The organism is Labrys okinawensis (assembly GCF_047345005.1).
Classification (GTDB): domain Bacteria; phylum Pseudomonadota; class Alphaproteobacteria; order Rhizobiales; family Labraceae; genus Labrys; species Labrys okinawensis.
This window is the reverse complement of sequence record NZ_CP178864.1, coordinates 1612953-1631684: the sequence shown is the minus strand read 5'-3', so window position 1 is coordinate 1631684 and position 18732 is coordinate 1612953. Positions and strand designations below refer to the sequence as shown.

The following is an 18732-nucleotide window of genomic DNA, read 5'->3' as shown; positions in this document are numbered from 1 at the left end:
GCATGAGACGACGCGATCGCCCCGGCGAGCGCGATGCCTGCTTGAGCTCCCCCGAATTGTTTGTAGACTAACGACTTCGGACAACGACGGGAGCGGACGATGGCGCAAGAGGAAATCAAAGCTGGCGGGGCGAACGACAAGCTGGTCATCCGGAATGTCGGGCTTCTCCTGAGCGGCGATATCACCAGGCCAATCCTCGACGCCGACACCATCGTCTCCATCGGCGGCAGGATCGCCGCGATTGGGCGCTCTGGGGATCTCGACCTTTCCGGCGCCACCAGCATCATCGACGCCAACGGCACCGCGGTGACGCCGGGCCTGATCGACAGCCACGTCCATCCCGTTGCGGGTGACTGGACACCGCGCCAGAATCAGCTTGGCTGGATCGAATCCAACCTGCATGGCGGCGTCACCACCATGGTCTCTGCCGGCGAGGTGCACACGCCCGGCCGCCCGCGCGATGTCGTCGGCCTCAAGGCGATGGCAATCTATGCCCAGCGCTGTTTCACCGCCTTCCGCCCAAGCGGCGTGAAAATCCATGCCGGCGCACCGGTGATCGAGCCCGACATGGTCGAGGAGGATTTCAGGGATCTCGCCAGCGCCGGCGTGAAGCTGCTCGGCGAAGTCGGCCTCGGCGGCGTCAAGGACGGCCCGACCGCACGCAGGATGGTGGCCTGGGCCCGCAAATACGGCATCCAGTCGACCATCCACACTGGCGGCCCCTCCATCCCCGGTTCCGGCCTGATCGACAAGGATGTCGTGCTGGAGGCCGATACCGATGTGGTCGGCCATATCAATGGCGGCCACACCGCCTTGCCCACCGACCAGATCCGCTGCATCTGCGAAGGCTGTGGCCGCGGCCTGGAACTCGTGCATAACGGCAATGAGCGTGCCGCCCTCTATACGCTGCGCATCGCCCGCGAGATGAACCAGCTCGAACGGGTCATCCTGGGCACCGACGCCCCCGCCGGCTCGGGCGTGCAGCCGCTCGGCATCATGCGCATGGTCTCGATGCTCTCCTCGCTCGGCGACGTCCCGGCGGAGATCGCCTTGTGCTTTGCCACCGGCAATACCGCCCGCCTGCGCGCCCTCGACTGCGGCATCGTGGAAGTCGGCCGCGCCGCCGACTTCGTCATCATGGACAAGGCCCAGCATTCGGCTGGCAAGGACCTGCTCGATTCCATCCAGCTCGGCGACCTGCCCGGTATCGGCATGACCATCATCGACGGCGTGGTCCGCACCCAGCGCAGCCGGAATACGCCGCCGGCGACGAAGATACCAGTGATCGTGGGGCATTGAGCCTGGAAAACCGGCCCGAACGTTGAGGAGGCTTTGGAGACGCCCCCTGCTCAAGGGTCGGCTCGCTCGAGGTATAAGCTTAAAGGACCGCTTATGGTGGTCCTGTCCGGAGCACCTAGGAGTCCACCGAGTCCGATTGTTGAAGCCGCTCTCCCCAATCGCGCATGCTCAGCAGCACAGGCGCGAGCGACTGGCCGAGCTCCGTCAGCTCATATTCGACTTTCGGGGGAACTTCGGGAAACACCGTCCTCTTGACGATTCCATCCGCCTCGAGCTCGCGCAGTTGCAAGGTGATCATTCGTGGCGTGGCGGAGGGCGTGACGCGGCACAGGGCGTTAAAGCGCAATTTGCCGTCCAGCAGATGGAAAACCAGGACCGGCTTCCAGACGCCACCGATGACGGAAAGCGTCGCTTCTACGGAGCAGCCGGTACGACCGGCCTTCCGCTGCCGTGATCGGCGGGTAGTACTATCATCCATGATACTACATGTCCTGTTTGTACGTACTCCCTAAGTCCATAGTGGACCGCTATATTCCTGCCTGCAAGCACACGGTTGGTGAGCGGTATCAAATGCTCGCAGTTTGGGGAGAGTTGCCATGGACGCTATCGAATATATAGGCTTCGTGGCCAGCAGCCTAGCCACACTCGCGTTCCTGCCGCAGGTTGTGAAGACTTGGCGCAGCGGCAGCGCAAATGATTTCAGCTTGGCCACGCTCCTGATGCTTGAAGCCGGAACCAGCCTCTGGATTTTCTACGGCGCCTTGCGAGATGCTCCGGCGATCTGGCTGGGCAACGGCGTCACATTCGTGCTCGCCGGCTTCATCCTATCGGTGAAAATGAAAAGTGTTTTGTTTTCTATCGGTCCGCCGCAGGGAAGATCGAGACCGTCTGGTCCATAAACGACCAAGCTGCAATCAAGGCGCAGCACTGGCCTTTCGCGGAAGGGAGCGATGGTGCCTGTAGTCACATAGGCGAGATCGACCCGTTGTGCTTGGCTGGGGCGCCTAATCTCGTCTTCAGCGACACCGATCCGCAGTGTGTACCGAGCGTAGAGGGTTACGCGTCATAGGCCGGGATTAGCGACAAGCGAAAAAATCGTCGTCATCATCCCGGGAACCATGACATGAAGCGCTTCAGCACATTCCTCGCCTTTGCCTTGCTTTCAGCCAGCCCGGCCCTCGCGGGCGATCCGGACGGCTGCAGATCGGTCCGTTTCTCCGATGTGGGCTGGACCGACATCACCTCCACCACCGCCATCTCCTCGCGCATCCTCAAGGGTCTCGGCTACGATCCTCAGACCACGGTGCTGTCCATTCCCGTCACTTATGCCTCGATGAAGAACAAGGACATCGACGTCTATCTCGGCGACTGGCAGCCGAGTATGGAAAATGACCGTAAGGCCTATCTCGACGACAAATCGATCGTGGTCTCCGCCGCCAACCTGCCGGATGGCGCGAAATACACGCTCGCCGTGCCGCAATACACCTATGACAAGGGGCTCAAGGATTTCTCTGATATCGCCAAGTTCAAGGATTCGCTCCAGGGCAAGATCTACGGCATCGAGCCCGGCAACAATGGCAACCGCCTGGTGCAAGGCCTGATCGACGCCAACAAGGATGGGCTCAAGGGCTTCGAGGTGGTGGAATCCTCCGAGCAGGGCATGCTCGCCCAGGTCCAAGGCTCAGTCTCGCGCAGCGAGGACATCGTCTTCCTCGGCTGGGCACCGCATCCAATGAACGTCAACTTTAGGATACAGTACCTGACGGGTGGGGACGACACTTTCGGCCCGGATTTCGGCAAGGCAGTCGTCTACACCGATCTGCGCACCGGCTGGGCCGAGCAATGCCCGAATGCTGCGAAATTCATCGGCAATCTGAAATTCACCGTCGGGCTGGAAAACCAGGTGATGCAGATGATCACCGGCGACGGGCTGGACGGTCCCACCGCAGCCGAGAAATATCTCAAGGCCAATCCCGGCGTGCTCGATACCTGGCTTGCCGGCGTGACCACTTTCGACGGACAGCCAGGCCTGCCTGCGGTGAAGAAGGGTCTGGGACTTTGAACGGGACACTGCGCTGAGTGTCCTGAACAACTTTCCGGGATGAGGCACGACTCCAGCGCACGACTTGTGTGCGCTGGAGTCGCGCTCTCCGTCTTGAAGACGAGCCACCTCCCCGCGTCTCCCCAACCCTGGTACCTCCGGTTGTCAAAGCGGCAGGGTTGGGTCATCTTGTGTGTACACAAACGATTCCTGCGGGGCGCCGGTCCATGCGAAGCCGTCTTTGGCCGAAGAAGCAGTCGCCATGAGAGACACGCGTTCGTATCGCCTTTACGTCAACGGATCCGGCCACGCCGTGGAGGCCGCAGGCAATACGGCGCTTCTGCATATATTGCGTAACGACCTCGAACTGAACGGCCCCAAATATGGCTGCGGCCTCGGCGAATGCGGCGCCTGTACGGTGCTGATCGACGGCGTCGCTGCGCGAAGCTGCGTTCTTCCCCTGCGCCTGGCCGAGGGACGCGAGATCGTGACGCTCGAAGGTCTCGGCACCCCACAGGCCTTGCATCCGGTGCAGCAGGCCTTCATCGAAGCCGAAGCGGCCCAGTGCGGCTATTGCACCAACGGCATGATCCTGACCGTCACCGCCCTGCTGCGGCGCGAGCCGGATCCCGACGATGCCATGATCCGCAATGAACTGCGCTACAATCTCTGCCGCTGCGGCACGCATGTCGAAATCCTGCGCGCCGCCAGGCTGGCGGCGGAAAGACTGCGGGACGCGGGTGCCCGGGCATGAGCGTTCCCTCCCGCCGTGACCTGCTGTTGCACAGCGGCGTGCTCGCCATCACCGAACCTCATCACGGCACGCATGGCAGGGAGACCGATATCCATGTCTGCCTGACCGATGAAGGCAAGGTCTACGCCTTCTGCGGCCATGTCGACCTGGGTACGGGCATTCGCACCTCCCTCGCGCAGATCGTGGCAGAGGAGCTGGACGTCCCCTTCGACAGCGTCACCGTGATCCTCGGGGATACGGAGGAGACCCCCAACCAAGGCGCCACCATCGCCAGCGAGACGATACAGATCACCGCCAAGCCGCTGCGCATCGCGGCGGCGCAGGCCCGGCACCATCTCGTCGAGCTCGCCTCCGAGGTGCTGGGGATGCCCACGGACAGTCTTACCACCGAGAACGGCGTCATACGCTCTCTCAGCGACGCCACCCAGAGCGTGAGCTTCGCCGATCTCCTGCGCAACCGCCGCATTCACATGCATGTTGCGCATGATACGCCGTTGAAGCCCGTGAGCGAGCATCGCATCATCGGCAAGCCCATCGGTCGGGTGGACATTCCCGACAAGGTGGCGGGCCGCTTCGTCTATGTTCACGATGTGCGCGTGCCCGGCATGTTGCATGGCCGTGTCGTTCGCCCGCCCTACGCCGGCATCGACAATGGAGACTTCATCGGCCGCAGCCTCGAGGCTGTCGATCATGGTTCCATCGCCGGCCTTCCAGGCATCGTGGCCGTGGTGGTGGAGGGCGACTTCATCGGCGTTGTCGCCGAGCGTGAGGAACAGGCGGCGGCGGCCGCCGCGGCACTGAAGGTAACCTGGAAACCCTGGGCGATCGGCCGGAATCTCAACGATCTCGACAAGGCCCTGCGGGCCCAGCCCGTGCATTCGCGCCGCCTGATCGATGAAGGCGATGTCGAGACTGCGTTGGCCGGGGCAAAGAAGCGGCTCGACCGCACCTATGTCTGGCCTTATCAGATGCATGGCTCGATCGGCCCTTCCTGCGCGGTCGCAGATGTCACGCCCGACGGCATGACGGTATGGTCCGGCTCGCAGAATCCCTTTCCGTTGCGGACCGATCTCGCCCTGCTGACAGGTTTGCCGGAAGCATCCATCAAGGTCATCCGCGCCGAGGCCGCCGGCTGCTATGGCCGCAATTGCGCCGACGATGTGGTTGCCGATGCGGTCTTGATGTCGCGTGCTGTCGGCCGGCCGGTGCGGGTGCAGTTGACGCGCGAGCAGGAGCATCTGTGGGAGCCGAAGGGTGCGGGACAATTGATCGATGTCTCCGGTGCCCTCGGCCCGGGCGGCAGCCTGCTCGCCTATGATTTCCAGACGCGCTACCCCTCGAACACGGCGCCGACCCTGGCCCTGCTGCTCACGGGCCGCGTTTCTCCCGAACCAACCGTCGTCCAGATGGGAGACCGGACGGCACGTCCCTCCTACGCCTACGAGAATCTGCGCGTCACGGTGCATGACATGGCGCCGCTTGCCCGCGCCTCCTGGCTGCGCGGCGTCTCGGCGTTGCCCAATGTCTTCGCCCATGAAAGCTTCATCGACGAGCTGGCAGAACAGGCCGGCATCGATCCCGTCGAATTCCGCCTGCGCCATATCGACGATCCGCGTGCGGCCGAACTGGTCAAGGCAACAGCTGAGCGTGCGGGCTGGCAGCCTCATGTCGGCCCGGCACCGCAGGAAGAGCACGCCGCGATTCTGCGAGGACGCGGCTTCGCCCAGGCGCGCTATGTGCATGGCCGATGGCCGGGGGTGGGTGCGGCCTGGTCGGCCTGGGCCGCGGATGTGGCGGTCAACCGCTCGACTGGCGAAGTCAGTGTGACGCGGGTGGTCGTCGGCCAGGATACCGGCATGATGGTCAATCCCGCCGGAGTCCAGCACCAGATCCACGGCAATGTCGTGCAATCCACGAGCCGGGTGCTGAAGGAGGAGGTCAGCTTTACGCAAACCATGGCGGTGGCGGAGAAGGAGTGGGGCAGTTACCCCGTCCTCGCCTTCCCGGAGCTGCCTGCCATCGACGTCATGATGATGGATCGGCAGTTCGAGCCGCCCCTTGGCGCCGGCGAGTCCGCCTCCGTTCCCAGCGCTGCGGCTATCGTCAACGCCGTCTATGATGCGACTGGCGTGCGTTTCCGCGAATTGCCGTTGACGCCCGAGCGCGTGCTCGCAGCCCTCGGCAAGGTGCCCCCAAAGCCTGTGGAGCCGAAGCCCCGACGCCGGATCGGCCTGCTCGGCGGTATCGGTGCCCTGTTCGCCGGGCTGGCCGGCCTCACCGCCCTCGCCATGCCGATCCGTAGCGCCATCCCGCCGATTCCACGTCCCGATCCTGCCGTCTATTCGGCGGCGACCATCGAACGGGGACGCGTCCTGGCGGCACTTGGCGCCTGCGCGACCTGCCACACCAAGCCGAACGGCGCAGCTTTTGCCGGCGGCCTTGCGATTGACACGCCCTTCGGCACGGTGATGACCACCAACATCACTCCCGATCCCGAAGCCGGCATTGGCGCTTGGTCCTTCGCGGCTTTCGCGCGCGCGATGCGGGAGGGCATCCACCGCGACGGCCGCCATCTCTATCCGGCCTTCCCCTATCCGAGCTTCGCCAAGACCAGCGAGGCCGATCTCGAAGCCCTCTACGCCTATCTGATGGCGCAGCCCGCCGTAGCAGAGACGACGCCACCTAGCCGGCTAACTTTCCCGTTCAACCTTCGCCCGCTTATGGCCGGCTGGAACCTCCTTTACAACCGCAGCGGCGAGGTCGCGACCGATCCCGCACAATCGGCGCAGTGGAACCGCGGGCGCTACTTCGTCGACGGCCTCGGCCATTGCGGCGCCTGTCACAGCACGCGCAACGCTCTGGGGGCGGAGGGCACCGGCGCGGCCTATCTCGCCGGCGGAACGGTCGAGGGTTGGGATACTCCAGCCTTGACGCGGCTGTCCCCGGCGCCGATTCCCTGGAGCGAAGACGAACTCTTCGCCTATCTGCGCAGCGGGGCTTCGGTTCATCATGGCGTCGCCGCAGGCCCGATGGCGCCGGTGATCAGCGAATTGAAGGCCCTGCCGGATGAGGACATCCGCGCCATGGCGGTCTATCTCGCCACGTTCAGCGTGCCCTCTACGCCGAAGGATGCACAGACACACGCGGCCAACCTCGTGCAGGCCAGTTCCTCAACCCGCCACCCCTCGACCACCCCGGCTGCACGCCTCTTCGATGGCGCCTGCGCGGTCTGCCACGAGGCCGGGCGCGGCGCGCCGCTTATCAATGACGGACCGCCGCTCGCCCTCAACACCAATCTCCATGCCGCCACGCCGGTGAACTTCCTGCGCGTATTGATGGAAGGCATCGACAACTCCAGCCATGGCGCGATGCCGGCCTTCGGCAAGGCGCTCGACGACCGGCAGATCGTGGAGCTCACGCACTATGTGCGAGGGCGCTTCGCGCCGGATAAACCGGCATGGGTCGATGTGGAAGAGACGGTGGCGGCGTTGAGGGCTGCCGGGCGTTGAGGCTTTGGTTTTGTCGGGAGCGCGGACATCCTGTCCACTCTCGGAAACGACACCCCCGGGAACGAGGAAGAAGCGGACGAGGACGTCCGCGGTCCCAGCCACAGCGTTAGTTCTTCGGGCTCGGCGCGCGGTTAGGTTTCCTTGTGCGCGGGTACGTCATCCGTCATTGAAAAGCGCCGTGGCTGGGATCGCGGACGTCCCCGTCCGCCTCTTCCTCATCCAACAAACGCCTCGTTTCCAGGAGTGGACAGGCCCTCCGCGCTCCCAGTCACCGCTTGAACAGCCGCGCGTCCGCCGGCGTCGGGTCGCTCGGCAGTTGCGCCGCACGGTGGCAGACCTTGGCCTCCTCGATCAACTGGTCGAGCAGCGCGGTGAACAGCACCGGCTTGGCCGCCGCCTCCCAAAGGAAATAGCCGAAGGAGCCCGGGCAGGGATTCACCTCGTTGAGCCAAACCTCGCCGGTCTTCTCATTGGAGAGGAAGTCGATACGGGGCGCGCCCGTGCCATTCACCGCGAGGAACGCCTCGCTCGCCCATTGCCGGATAGCGTTCTCCAGCCCCCCCGGGATATCCGGATTGATGTCGCGCGTCAGCGAGAGCATTCCCTGGCTGGAGGCGCCAGGCTGCTTGCCGCCGCCGGTCTTCTTGGAGCCGCCGGACATATACTTGGTCTTGAAGTCGAGCAGGTCGCTCTGGCGCTTGGGCCGCTCGATGGCCGAAGTTACGACGGTGCCGTTCTCGCGCCTCACCGCGACATTGTATTCCACCAGGTTCTCGACGAAGGGTTCGATGATGGCCTGCGTATCGAATTTGAAGATGCCGGGCAGCACCTGGCGCACGGTGTCGATATCCTCGGCCCTGGCGACGCCGATGGAGGAGCCGAGATGGGCCGGCTTTACGATCACCGGGAAGGCGATATTGCGTAGCGCCTCCTCCAGGCTTGCCTTGTCGGGGATCAGGCCCGTGGCGGGGCGGTTCACCACCGCATCCGGCAGCATGCCGATGCCACGGCCGGCAAAGGCGCGCTTGGTGATCGCCTTGTCCATCAGGATGGTCGAGGCCATGGTGCGCGCGCCGGTATAGGGCACGTTCGCCGTCTCGAACACGCCCTGGATCTGGCCGTCCTCGCCGATATTGCCGTGGAAGGCGAGCAGCGCCACGTCGAATCCGATCGGCTCGGGCTTTCTTGCGAAGAAACCGCCCTTGCTGCGCGGGATCAGCTGGCCCTTGTTGGCGGAAAGGTCGAGATCGACGCGGACCAGGTTCTTGCGGGCCTCTTCGCCTGGTATGTAGTTGGCACGATTGCGCAGCGCATCGCCGGTGAACCAGGCGCCGTCGCCGGCGATGTAAACCGGAAAGCCCTCATATTTCGTGCTGTCGAGCGCGTTGAGCGCCTGCAGGCCGGAGACGATGGAGACGTCATGCTCCGGCGAGCGCCCCCCGAACAAAACAGCGACGCGCGTTTTCGACATCGTATACCCTTGGTTTGGCGCGTCTTCGCGAGTCTTGACGGTGACGGCAAATCGCAGAACGCTATGGAATAAGGCGAATCGTTTGTGCAAAAATAGGATGCGGGGCGCAGCGAGGCAAACCGGGACAGGCCGATGATAAGCCGGCGGCCCCGAATTCGTCTGCAACGGACGGAATCACGCCGAGCTTCGGTGCTCCGTTGTAGCTCAGGCGAACGTGGTCTTGCCACGACACGCGCCATGACGCACCTTCCACGACACGCGCCATGACGCACCTTGCGCACGAGAAAGCCCGCCGGCCGGAGGAATGATGTCGAATACCCTGTCGCAGATTCCATTGTTCCATTCGTTGGGCGAGGCAACGATCAAGGCGTATGACGGACGGGTACGCTGGGCCAGGTTCGAAGAGAACGAACTGGTGGTCGACTATGACGACAATTCCAACGACGTCTACTTCCTGCTCTCGGGCAAGGTGCGTGTGCTCTACCGCACCATTACCGGCAAGGAAGTGATCTTGGCGGAACTGGGCGGCGGCCAGTTCTTCGGCGAGCTTTCGGCCATCGACGGCGTCGGCCGCTCAGCCAATGTCACCGCGCTCAACCGCTCGCAGATGTGCATCATCTCCGGCCCGGTCTTCATGGAGCTGATCACTACCAACGCCTCAGTGTGCAGGCAGATCCTGACCCTGTTGGCGAGCCGCGTGCGTGCCCTCAACACCAAGCTCGCCGAGCATTCCTTCCTGCAGACCAAGCACCGGCTCTATGCCGAGCTGATCCGCCTCTCCCTGCCCCGTGCAGGTCATTCCGGCCAGCGTGTGCTCTCTCCGCCGCCCTTCCACCACGACCTTGCCGCACGCATCGGCTGCCGCCGCGAGGCCGTCTCGCGCGAACTCTCGGCGCTGGAGAAGGAGGGGCTGGTGGCAAAGACGAGAGGCGCGCTGGCGCTGGTCAATCCCGAGGAGCTCAACAAGCGGATCTCGGCGGCCCTGGCGGATTGATGGCGGGCGGGTCTTCAGGGCCGCCGGAAACGCTGCGCTACCGAGATCAGGAAGACGCTGGGTCTGAAGACCCACCCCCCGCATGGTGCCATCTCGGCTCAAACCCATTGCACAACGCCGTCACGACAGCGGGCGGCGTCAACAACCGCACCGGCTTGTCCCGCCACTTCGCCATTTCGTGCCAGCCTTCCGGCGACCAGCGCAAGATCATGCCTCCGCGGCGCGTAAAGGCTTCCTGGTCATCCGCCCATACAGCCCCATCAGGCAGGCCCACCGTCGTCTCTATGCGGTGCTCGGCCAGACGTTCGGCGTGCAGGATCTCGTCCATGCGGCCGGCGCGGGCTTCCTTCTCAGGAAAAGCGGCAGCGAAGGCCCTGGCGTCCACACGCCGGCATTCGAAGCAGGGGCGATGGCCGGCCGCCAGCGCGGTGACCTCGTCGAGGAAGAAGAGCTCGGTATAGGTGTTGCGCGGCGCCATCACCTCGCGGTGCCAGCCCTTGAAGCTGAGTTCGCAGCAGATCCAGGCCTTTGAAGCCCAGCGCCGCCGGCGCAGGCGCTTGTGATCGTCGTGCAGCCGGCCGCCGCGATTGCCCATCATGGCCCCGCGGGCGCTGACCGCGACGATCTCGCCGAAGGGCGTGACGCGGTTCTGCAGGGGATCGCTCATGGCGCCGGCGATCCGTCCGGCTTGAACGTCTTGAGATAGGCGATGACGTCGTCGATCACGGCCGGATCGCTCAGGCCGGCAAAAGTCATCTTGGTGCCAGGGATGAAGGCAGAGGGCTTGGCGAGATAGGCGCGTAGCGAGCCTTCGTCCCAAGTCACGCCGGATGCCTTCATGGCGGCGGAATAGGGAAAGCCTGGCACAGCTGCCGACGGCCGGCCCACCACGCCATTGAGCTCGGGGCCGACGACATTTTTGGCACCCTCCCCCACACGATGGCAGACACCGCATCTGGCGAAATCGGCCTTGCCTTTGGCGGCATCGGCGGCGAGAGCGGGCGTCGCGAGAAGCGCGAGTGCGAGCATCCCTGGGATCGCAGGCGTCGTTCGGAAAGGAAGAGGCACGCAAGGATGCCTGCGATCCCAGGGATGCTTCATTTCGCCAGCGCCTGTTCGCGGATCTTGGAGATCGTCGTCATCGGTGTGATCGCCTCGGGGTCGAGCCTGCAATGCAGGATGGCGGGCTTGCCCGAGGCCACCGCCCGCTCATAGGCCGGGCCGAACTCCGCCGCCGTCACAACCGTCTCGCCATGGCCGCCGAAGGCCCGGGCATAGGCAGCGAAGTCCGGGTTCTTCAGCGTCGTCGCCGAGACACGGCCAGGGTATTCGCGTTCCTGATGCATGCGGATGGTGCCGTAGATGCCATTGTCGATCACCACGACGATGACCGGCAGCTCATACTGCACGGCGGTGGCGAATTCCTGGCCGTTCATCAGGAAGCAACCGTCGCCGGCGAAGCACACTACCGTCCTGTCGCGATAGAGAGCCTTGGCGGCCACGGCGGCGGGCACGCCATAGCCCATCGAACCGGAGGTCGGCGCGAGCTGCGTGCCGAAGCGGCGGAAACGCAGATAACGCTGCACCCAGACGGCGTAGTTGCCGGCGCCGTTGCAGATGATGGCATCCTCGGGCAGACGGTCGCGCAGCCAGAGAAGCGCCTCACCATATTGGAAACTGCCAGGAATGGGCTTGGGCTCGTCGGTCCAGGCATGAAAATCCTGGTTGACCTGTCGCGTTTCACCTGACCAGGGCAGGCTGTTGGGTGGCTGCAATCCTTCCAGCGCCGAGGCGAAGGCCTGGGCAGAGGCATGGATGGCGAGCGTGGGCTGGTACACACGCCCGAGTTCCTCGGCGCCGGCATGTATATGCACGAGCTGCTGTTTCGGGGTGGGAATATCCACCAGCGTGTAGGAAGAGGACGGCATCTCCGAGAGGCGCCCCCCGGCGAGGATGAGGAGATCGGCTTCCTTCACTCGCTGGGCGAGCTTGGGATTGGGGCCGATGCCGACATCGCCGGCATAGTTGCGATGATCGGCCGGAAACAGCATCTGGCGGCGGAAGGAGGTCCCGACCGGCAGGTCGAAGCGTTCTGCAAAGCGTACCAGGCTCGCCACCGCCTTCGGCGACCAGCCCGAGCCGCCAGCAATGACGAACGGCTTCCTTGCCGCCCAGAGCAGGCTTTGCAGACGCATCATGTCCGCATTGCCCGGCCAGGTCTGCGCAGGCTCGACATAGGCGGCATCGGCGACTTCGGCCAGGTCCACCAGCATGTCCTCCGGCAGCGCGATCACGACGGGGCCGGGACGCCCCTGCATGGCGACACGGAAGGCGCGGGTGACGAGCTCGGGGATGCGCTCGGCCTTGTCGATCTCCACCACCCATTTGGCCATCGAGCCGAAGAAGGCCTTGTAGTCGACCTCCTGGAAGGCCTCGCGCTCGCGCATACCGGTCTCGATCTGGCCGATGAACAGGATCATCGGAGTCGAATCCTGCATGGCGATGTGGACGCCATGCGAGGCATTGGTGGCGCCGGGCCCGCGCGTGACCATGCAGATGCCCGGCCGCCCAGTGAGCTTGCCTGCGGCCTCCGCCATCATCGCCGCCCCGCCTTCCTGCCGGCATACTGTGACATTGATGGGGGCATCATGCAGCGCGTCGAGCACGGCCAGATAGGATTCGCCCGGCACGCAGAACACATGCTCGACCCCCTGCGCCACCAGCGCGTCGACGATCAGGCGGCCACCATTGCGGGAAGGAAACTGGGTCATGGATACTCTCGAAAGGACTGTGCCTGTCATACGCCGTCTGAGAGGCAAGGCAACCCCGTGGCGTGGATATGCTGGACCTTCGGACCGGCATGCTTTTTCGGCGACGCCGGAGTTTCCATGCCGACCAGGAGGTCGGCGCACCTCTTGCCCTGCGAACCACCAAACATTACATCCAGGTTATGTTGTCGCCCGAGCTCCTCAAGTTGCTGGCCTTCGACGGAGAAGACCTGGAGGTCATCTCCACGCATCTGCAAGATGCGGCCGTCAAGTCTGTCGACATGGCTTTTCTGCCGCGCGAGAAGCGTTTCGCGCTGGTGGTCGATCGCTATGACTGGTGCGGCGCGCAGAGCGGGGAGCGCACGCGTCGGCGCTCGGGCCTGCATTTCGAACGCGTGCTCGGCGTCAAGCGTTCGCATTTCGAGCAAAACTGCGAGAAGTCGGAAGTGCTGCTGTCGATCTCCTTCCAGGCGAGCGACGATCCGGCCGGCCAGGTGACCCTTTTCTTCGAAGGGGGTGGGGCTATCCGCCTCGAGGTCGAGTGCCTGGAAGCGGCGATGTCCGATCTCGGTCCTGCCTGGCCCTGTGGCTCGCCGCCGCCTGTCAGGGCGTGAGCACAGCGCCGCTCCGGGTTCACGGGCGTCCTGCCCCCAGAAAAGACAGCCCTTTCATCGAGACAAGGCGGGGTGACTTCCGCCTGAAAATTCTTCATAGGGTGCGGCGGCAGGCTTGCGCCTCGCCATTGTCTTGCCCGTGATCTTCCAGAGGATTGCCATGCCGGTTCGGCTCGATAGTTCAAAGGCCGATTTCGCCGCCGCGTTTGCGGCGCTGCTCGCCACCAAGCGCGAGATCTCCGAGGATGTCGATACCTCCGTGCGCAACATCATCGCGAACGTCGTCTCACGCGGCGACGAGGCGGTGATCGACTATACCAGCCGCTTCGACCATCTCGACCTGACGCCCGGCACACTGCGCGTGACGCAAGTGGAAATCGATGCCGCCCGCGCCGAATGCGAGCCGCAGGCGCTGCAGGCACTGCAACTGGCGGCCGAACGCATCCGCGCCTTCCACGAACGGCAGAAGCCCGCCGATCTCGCTTTCACCGATGCTCTCGGCGTCGAGCTCGGCTGGCGCTGGACGGCGATCGAGGCCGTTGGCCTCTATGTGCCCGGCGGCACGGCAGCCTATCCCTCCTCCGTATTGATGAACGCCATTCCCGCCAAGGTGGCGGGCTGCCCGCGCGTGGTGATGGTGGTGCCGAGCCCCGGTGGCCTGCTCAATCCGCTGGTGCTGGCGGCGGCCAAGCTTGCCGGTGCCGACGAGATTTACCGGATCGGCGGTGCACAGGCGATCGCGGCCCTCGCCTATGGCACCAGGACGATCGCTCCCGTCGCCAAGATCACCGGCCCGGGCAATGCCTATGTCGCCGCCGCCAAGCGCCGAGTCTTTGGCCATGTCGGCATCGACATGATCGCCGGCCCGTCCGAAGTGCTCGTGATCGCCGACGACGGCGCCAATCCGGCCTGGGTCGCGGCGGACCTGCTGGCGCAGGCCGAGCATGACACTGCCTCCCAATCCATCCTGATCACCGACAGCCCCGCTCTGGCGGATGCGGTGGAGCACGAGGTGGCGTCGCAGCTCCAGACTCTGCCGCGGGCTGAGATCGCCGGCGCGAGCTGGCGCGATTTCGGCGCGGTGATCACGCTCGGTTCCCTCGACGAAGCACCGGCCCTCGCCGACCGGCTGGCGGCCGAGCATCTGGAGATCATCACTGCCGATGCCGACGGGCTCGCCGCCCGCATCCGCAATGCCGGCGCCATCTTCCTGGGCGGCCATACGCCGGAGGCGGTCGGCGATTATGTCGGCGGCTCCAACCATGTGCTGCCGACGGCCCGCTCAGCCAGGTTCTCCTCCGGCCTCGGCGTGCTCGATTTCATGAAGCGCACCTCGATTCTCAAATGCGGGCCGGAGCAGCTCGCGGCCCTCGGCCCCGCGGCAATCACCCTGGGCGAGGCGGAGGGGCTCGCAGCCCATGCGCGCTCGGTTTCGATCCGCAGCAATCGCGTGCTATGAGCGGAGCGACGTCATTCCGGGCTCCGAAGGGAGAACTCGGAATGACGGCGTGCATCTCGGCCTCGACAATCGCATGGGGATCAAGGCTTGGAAGAATTCGGCCCCGATTGCCGGTTGATCGCCGTTCACCTCGATGAGCGCAGCATCGGCCGCGGCAGCCCCGACCAGGAGCATGAGCGGCGCGTGGCTGCCTATGACCTGATCGAAGAGAATGTCTTCGCGCCCGTGGGCTACGATACCGGACCCTACGGCCTGCACATCTCGCTGCAGGATGGCCGCCTTGTCCTCGACATCCGCAATGTCAACAGTGAGCCTGTGGTGGCGCATGTGCTCTCGCTGACGCCGCTGCGCCGGGTGGTGCGCGACTATTTCGCGATATGCGACAGCTATTACGCCGCCATCCGCATGGCCACGCCCTCGCAGATCGAGACCATCGACATGGCTCGCCGTGGCTTGCACAACGAGGCATCCGAACTCCTGCGCGAGCGCCTCGCCGGCAAGATCGCCCTCGATCTCGCCACCGCGAGGCGGCTCTTTACCCTCATCAGCGCATTGTACTGGAAAGGCTGAGACGTGAGAGAGGGCCGCCGTCCACAGTCGGTCCTGTTCGCCTGTGGGCACAACGTCATCCGCTCGCCCATGGCGGAGGCGATCGGGCGCTATTATTTCGGCCGCTCGATCTTCTTCGGTTCGGCCGGGGTGCGCCCAGGGGAGCCCGACCCTTTCGTGCCGATCGTGCTTGACGAGATCGGCATTTCCCTCGGCAAGCACCGCCCGCACAGCTTCGAGGAACTGGACGAATGGGAGGGGCTCAATTTCGACCTCATCATCACGCTGGCGCCCGAGGCGCACCATAAGGCACTCGACCTCACACGAACCCTGGCTGCCGACGTCGAATATTGGCCAACCGCCGATCCGAGCCTGACCAGCGGCAATCGCGACCAGAAGCTCGATGCCTATCGTGCCCTTCGCGAAGGCCTGATCGACCGCATCACCGCACGATTGGGCTGAGGACAAAGGTCCGCCCTCAATCCCTCGGACATAGAAAAACCATACCGCCACAACGTCATTCTTTTGAACACAACTAAGCTGTATATGCCGCGTTGCGATTTTGTCGCTCCCCCACTATCGTGCGCCGCGATGAACCGGAGGTTTTGATGCGCGTTCTGCGTCCCCTTGCTCTTGCCGCCCTGTCGGCCTTCACCCTGGCGGGTTGCTCGATGTTTGGTTCCATACCGCCGAACAATGTGCCGCCGACGCTGCCAAAACCCCTGGACAACAAGACATCGCTGCCTTTCCCACTGAACCGAACCTTCGCGGCGATATCCTACAAGGACCAGACCTTCAAGGACGACCGGCCGACAATCCTGATCTCGGACATGAACCGCGGCATCGGCTTTTCGGCCTGCAACAACTGGTCGGCCACCATCCTGCCGCGCCAGGACCAGCGCCTCGTCATCGGCCCGGTCGCCATCTCCAAGCGCAAATGCGAGGACCGGCTGATGCACAACGAGCAGGTCTTCCTGTTCGTGATGCGAACCTCTCAGGAATGGTTCTATGACGGCTACACGCTGACCTTCCGCGGGCCATACGGCGAAATGAAATTCCAACCAGCGGCGTAAGACGCGGTCGGACTAGGGATGTGGAGAAGGCCGGTCTCGCGACCGGCCTTTTGTCAGACGTGAGCGGCTTCACGCATTCCCGAAGGCGGCAAGTGGTGTTTCCTGGAGCCTGGCACCATCATCGTCTTTGACGATTCCCAACCGCCTGTCGTGGAGCTTGGCGAGCGAGGAACGATGGCCGATCGACACGACTGTCGTATCAGGCAAGGCTTGCCTCAGCAGATTGTAGAGGCCTCCCTCATTCTCCTCGTCCATGGCAGAGGTTGCCTCGTCGAGCAACAACCAAGCCGGCTTACGCAATATGGCCCGTGCTATGGAAATTCTTTGTTTTTCGCCGCCGGAGAGCACGCTCGACCAGTTCTCATGAGCTTCCAGCCTATCTGACCATTGTGGCAAACCAACTTGCACCAGTGCCTCTGAGAACTGTTCTGTGCTGAAAGTCCCAGCAGGAAGAGGATAGGCCATCGCTCCCGCCAACGTGCCTAATGGGAAATATGGCTGCTGCGGTAGCAGCATCACGGACTCATCCCTGGGCAATGTGACTCTGCCCTTGCCATAGGGCCAGATGCCGGCCAGCACCCGGAACAACGTGGTCTTGCCCGACCCAGACTCGCCGGTCACTAAGGTCCGCTCGCCCTTGCGTAAGGCAAATGCGAGCTTGTCCAGGAGACGCTCTCCCGTCGGAAGACGGACATCGACATTCTCGCCCGAAATCGCTGCAGCGCCCCGCGCGGGAACCACCTCGACACCATCGTTCCGTGCGGCATCTGCCTGCTCGATCGCATGATCGAAGGTTGTCAGACGGTTAATAATAGCCTTGAACACGGCCAAGGAGGCATATGAAGTAATGAAGAAGGAAACCGAGCTCTGAACGTTGGTGAAAGCATCGGACGTTTGTTGAAGGTCGCCAAATTTCATACTCTCTGTTGCAAAGTAGGCGGGGGCCAGCAAAACCAACGGGAAGATAGCGTTTATTTGAGCATAGCCCAATGTAACAATGGTTAATTTAAGATTCCTATAAATGATAGCGAGCGTATTATCAAAAATCGCTTTGTATCGATCCAACAATCCTGCGTGTTCCACCTCCTCTCCCTGCAACAATGCAATTTGCTCGCTGTTTTCGCGAACACGAACAAGATTGTAGCGGAAATCGGCCTCAACCTTCTGGCGCCCGAACTGCAGTGGAATCAAGGGACGTCCAACAAGATGAGTTATGTAAGTTACTAGAATGGCAAACGCCAGGACCACCCAGACCAGATATCCAGGCACGTTGCTCAAATCAAAACCACCGATCTTATAAGGGAATTGTGCCGAAATCGTCCACAAGATCTGCACGAAGGCGTATAAATTTAGTGATGTGCTAAATATATTGATGTAGAAATCGAATGACTGGTCCGTAAAATCCCTCACATCTTCCGAAATTCGCTGATCAGGGTTGTCTGTTGATTTTCTATCGAGAGCAAGCCGATAATGAACCTTGTCGGACAGCCATTGCCGCATATAACGCTCGGTAAGCCATTCGCGCCAATGTAGTTTGAGTATTCCGGTTAGGTATGCCTCCGTCATGCCTCGAATAATCCAGATTGTCGCAAGGAACGTAAAGACGAGCAATTGAGCCCAGAATACAGAAGCATTCTTTTCTTGCAGCGCTGTATAGAAAACATTGTACCAAAAATTAAATCTAACCAGCAGGTAGACCTGTATGACATTCAAAACGATAATGACACCGAAAAGTCCTAACCCGAGTGCTTTCAAACTCATGGGCCAGCGGCCAAAGATTCCCATCTCCAGTTGACTGCGATCCTTGGCCTCAAAGAACGGATTGGCCATTTCTGCGATACGCCGAATGACAGGTATATAGCTGATCGCCAGGTGGGCGATCGCCAGGATCGCCGAAATTATCGAGGAACCCGTTTGAGGCAGGAACGGTTGGAACGTTTCCGGAATCAGGCCAGCACCGTTTGCCGAAGCGACGAGGGCTAGCACGACGAATGACACAGCAAACAGACCGATGAGAAACCGCATCACCAGTGGAACGCGGGTTTTGACAAGCGGCACGCCATCGGCGACGAGCAGGACAAGCAGAACAGCCAAAGAAAGGATTGGCAGATAAACCGGCACAGGTCCCGCAACTGCGCCCACCGCCAATCCAAGGGTGGCCAGACCCGTGAGGCCCGCGAGAATTTTGATCATGGAGACGG

The 18732-nt window shown here is 62.9% G+C and carries 17 protein-coding genes; 11 read left to right on the top strand and 6 right to left on the bottom strand.

All coding sequences use genetic code 11. The features are described 5' to 3' along the window. Window positions 1-99 precede the first annotated feature (99 nt). Window positions 100-1299: an amidohydrolase family protein gene (locus ACMDCR_RS07785; RefSeq protein WP_413991982.1), complete on the top strand. Its 1200-nt coding sequence runs from the start codon at window positions 100-102 to the stop codon at window positions 1297-1299. Between the two features lie 115 nt (window positions 1300-1414). Here the strand turns inward: ACMDCR_RS07785 and ACMDCR_RS07780 are convergent, their stop codons facing one another. Next, window positions 1415-1777: a winged helix-turn-helix transcriptional regulator gene (locus ACMDCR_RS07780; protein ID WP_413991981.1), complete on the bottom strand. Its 363-nt coding sequence runs from the start codon at window positions 1775-1777 to the stop codon at window positions 1415-1417. 118 nt (window positions 1778-1895) lie between these two features. Here ACMDCR_RS07780 and ACMDCR_RS07775 point away from each other — a divergent pair, with 118 nt between their 5' ends. The 4 genes from ACMDCR_RS07775 to ACMDCR_RS07760 all read left to right on the top strand — a co-directional run bounded on the left by ACMDCR_RS07775 (window position 1896) and on the right by ACMDCR_RS07760 (window position 7603). Beyond that, window positions 1896-2198, top strand: coding sequence for a SemiSWEET family sugar transporter (locus ACMDCR_RS07775; protein ID WP_413991980.1), 303 nt, complete (start codon window positions 1896-1898; stop codon window positions 2196-2198). A 224-nt stretch (window positions 2199-2422) separates the two neighbouring features. Next, complete coding sequence (locus ACMDCR_RS07770; protein ID WP_413991979.1) at window positions 2423-3361, top strand: choline ABC transporter substrate-binding protein; 939 nt, start codon at window positions 2423-2425, stop codon at window positions 3359-3361. A gap of 241 nt (window positions 3362-3602) precedes the next feature. Next, window positions 3603-4094, top strand: a complete 492-nt coding sequence (locus ACMDCR_RS07765; RefSeq protein ID WP_413991978.1) for a (2Fe-2S)-binding protein — start codon at window positions 3603-3605, stop codon at window positions 4092-4094. Continuing rightward, on the top strand, window positions 4091-7603 hold the full coding sequence (locus ACMDCR_RS07760) for a molybdopterin cofactor-binding domain-containing protein (protein ID WP_413991977.1): 3513 nt from the start codon (window positions 4091-4093) through the stop codon (window positions 7601-7603). Before ACMDCR_RS07765 ends, ACMDCR_RS07760 begins: the two co-directional genes overlap by 4 nt. 268 nt (window positions 7604-7871) lie before the next feature. Here ACMDCR_RS07760 and ACMDCR_RS07755 read toward each other — a convergent pair whose 3' ends face one another. Next, window positions 7872-9074: a hypothetical protein gene (locus ACMDCR_RS07755; protein WP_413991976.1), complete on the bottom strand. Its 1203-nt coding sequence runs from the start codon at window positions 9072-9074 to the stop codon at window positions 7872-7874. A 304-nt stretch (window positions 9075-9378) separates the two neighbouring features. Between ACMDCR_RS07755 and ACMDCR_RS07750 the strand changes: the two genes are divergently transcribed. After that, the gene (locus ACMDCR_RS07750; RefSeq protein WP_413991975.1) at window positions 9379-10068 is read left to right on the top strand and encodes a Crp/Fnr family transcriptional regulator; all 690 of its coding nucleotides are present in this window, start codon (window positions 9379-9381) and stop codon (window positions 10066-10068) included. A gap of 46 nt (window positions 10069-10114) precedes the next feature. On the opposite strand, the gene ACMDCR_RS07745 is transcribed toward ACMDCR_RS07750, so the two are convergent. The 3 genes from ACMDCR_RS07745 to ACMDCR_RS07735 form a co-directional block, all read right to left on the bottom strand. Continuing rightward, a complete protein-coding gene (locus tag ACMDCR_RS07745) occupies window positions 10115-10735 on the bottom strand; it encodes a hypothetical protein (RefSeq protein WP_413991974.1) in 621 nt (206 codons plus the stop codon). Beyond that, window positions 10732-11097: a c-type cytochrome gene (locus tag ACMDCR_RS07740; RefSeq protein WP_413991973.1), complete on the bottom strand. Its 366-nt coding sequence runs from the start codon at window positions 11095-11097 to the stop codon at window positions 10732-10734. Before ACMDCR_RS07740 ends, ACMDCR_RS07745 begins: the two co-directional genes overlap by 4 nt. A 68-nt stretch (window positions 11098-11165) precedes the next feature. After that, window positions 11166-12839, bottom strand: coding sequence for a thiamine pyrophosphate-binding protein (locus tag ACMDCR_RS07735; RefSeq protein ID WP_413991972.1), 1674 nt, complete (start codon window positions 12837-12839; stop codon window positions 11166-11168). A gap of 68 nt (window positions 12840-12907) precedes the next feature. Here ACMDCR_RS07735 and ACMDCR_RS07730 point away from each other — a divergent pair, with 68 nt between their 5' ends. From ACMDCR_RS07730 to ACMDCR_RS07710, 5 genes are all read left to right on the top strand, one after another. After that, complete coding sequence (locus ACMDCR_RS07730; protein ID WP_413991971.1) at window positions 12908-13450, top strand: DUF2948 family protein; 543 nt, start codon at window positions 12908-12910, stop codon at window positions 13448-13450. Between the two features lie 160 nt (window positions 13451-13610). Then, a complete protein-coding gene (gene hisD / locus ACMDCR_RS07725; RefSeq protein ID WP_413993559.1) occupies window positions 13611-14909 on the top strand; it encodes a histidinol dehydrogenase in 1299 nt (432 codons plus the stop codon). A gap of 87 nt (window positions 14910-14996) precedes the next feature. Beyond that, complete coding sequence (locus ACMDCR_RS07720; RefSeq protein ID WP_413991970.1) at window positions 14997-15479, top strand: UPF0262 family protein; 483 nt, start codon at window positions 14997-14999, stop codon at window positions 15477-15479. Between the two features lie 69 nt (window positions 15480-15548). Continuing rightward, window positions 15549-15920, top strand: coding sequence for a low molecular weight phosphatase family protein (locus tag ACMDCR_RS07715; protein WP_413993558.1), 372 nt, complete (start codon window positions 15549-15551; stop codon window positions 15918-15920). A gap of 146 nt (window positions 15921-16066) precedes the next feature. Further along, complete coding sequence (locus tag ACMDCR_RS07710; RefSeq protein ID WP_413991969.1) at window positions 16067-16531, top strand: META domain-containing protein; 465 nt, start codon at window positions 16067-16069, stop codon at window positions 16529-16531. Window positions 16532-16600: 69 nt separating this feature from the next. On the opposite strand, the gene ACMDCR_RS07705 is transcribed toward ACMDCR_RS07710, so the two are convergent. Beyond that, the gene (locus ACMDCR_RS07705) at window positions 16601-18724 is read right to left on the bottom strand and encodes an ABC transporter ATP-binding protein/permease (protein WP_413991968.1); all 2124 of its coding nucleotides are present in this window, start codon (window positions 18722-18724) and stop codon (window positions 16601-16603) included. Window positions 18725-18732: the final 8 nt, after the last annotated feature.

What these genes read in the sequence shown, in the direction of transcription:
- ACMDCR_RS07785 (WP_413991982.1), top strand. Translation starts at nt 100, where the DNA reads ATGGCGCAAGAGGAAATCAAAGCTGGCGGGGCGAACGACAAGCTGGTC.
- ACMDCR_RS07780 (WP_413991981.1), bottom strand. Translation starts at nt 1,777, where the DNA reads ATGGATGATAGTACTACCCGCCGATCACGGCAGCGGAAGGCCGGTCGT.
- ACMDCR_RS07775 (WP_413991980.1), top strand. Translation starts at nt 1,896, where the DNA reads ATGGACGCTATCGAATATATAGGCTTCGTGGCCAGCAGCCTAGCCACA.
- ACMDCR_RS07770 (WP_413991979.1), top strand. Translation starts at nt 2,423, where the DNA reads ATGAAGCGCTTCAGCACATTCCTCGCCTTTGCCTTGCTTTCAGCCAGC.
- ACMDCR_RS07765 (WP_413991978.1), top strand. Translation starts at nt 3,603, where the DNA reads ATGAGAGACACGCGTTCGTATCGCCTTTACGTCAACGGATCCGGCCAC.
- ACMDCR_RS07760 (WP_413991977.1), top strand. Translation starts at nt 4,091, where the DNA reads ATGAGCGTTCCCTCCCGCCGTGACCTGCTGTTGCACAGCGGCGTGCTC.
- ACMDCR_RS07755 (WP_413991976.1), bottom strand. Translation starts at nt 9,074, where the DNA reads ATGTCGAAAACGCGCGTCGCTGTTTTGTTCGGGGGGCGCTCGCCGGAG.
- ACMDCR_RS07750 (WP_413991975.1), top strand. Translation starts at nt 9,379, where the DNA reads ATGATGTCGAATACCCTGTCGCAGATTCCATTGTTCCATTCGTTGGGC.
- ACMDCR_RS07745 (WP_413991974.1), bottom strand. Translation starts at nt 10,735, where the DNA reads ATGAGCGATCCCCTGCAGAACCGCGTCACGCCCTTCGGCGAGATCGTC.
- ACMDCR_RS07740 (WP_413991973.1), bottom strand. Translation starts at nt 11,097, where the DNA reads ATGCTCGCACTCGCGCTTCTCGCGACGCCCGCTCTCGCCGCCGATGCC.
- ACMDCR_RS07735 (WP_413991972.1), bottom strand. Translation starts at nt 12,839, where the DNA reads ATGACCCAGTTTCCTTCCCGCAATGGTGGCCGCCTGATCGTCGACGCG.
- ACMDCR_RS07730 (WP_413991971.1), top strand. Translation starts at nt 12,908, where the DNA reads ATGCTGGACCTTCGGACCGGCATGCTTTTTCGGCGACGCCGGAGTTTC.
- hisD (WP_413993559.1), top strand. Translation starts at nt 13,611, where the DNA reads ATGCCGGTTCGGCTCGATAGTTCAAAGGCCGATTTCGCCGCCGCGTTT.
- ACMDCR_RS07715 (WP_413993558.1), top strand. Translation starts at nt 15,549, where the DNA reads ATGGCGGAGGCGATCGGGCGCTATTATTTCGGCCGCTCGATCTTCTTC.
- ACMDCR_RS07710 (WP_413991969.1), top strand. Translation starts at nt 16,067, where the DNA reads ATGCGCGTTCTGCGTCCCCTTGCTCTTGCCGCCCTGTCGGCCTTCACC.
- ACMDCR_RS07705 (WP_413991968.1), bottom strand. Translation starts at nt 18,724, where the DNA reads ATGATCAAAATTCTCGCGGGCCTCACGGGTCTGGCCACCCTTGGATTG.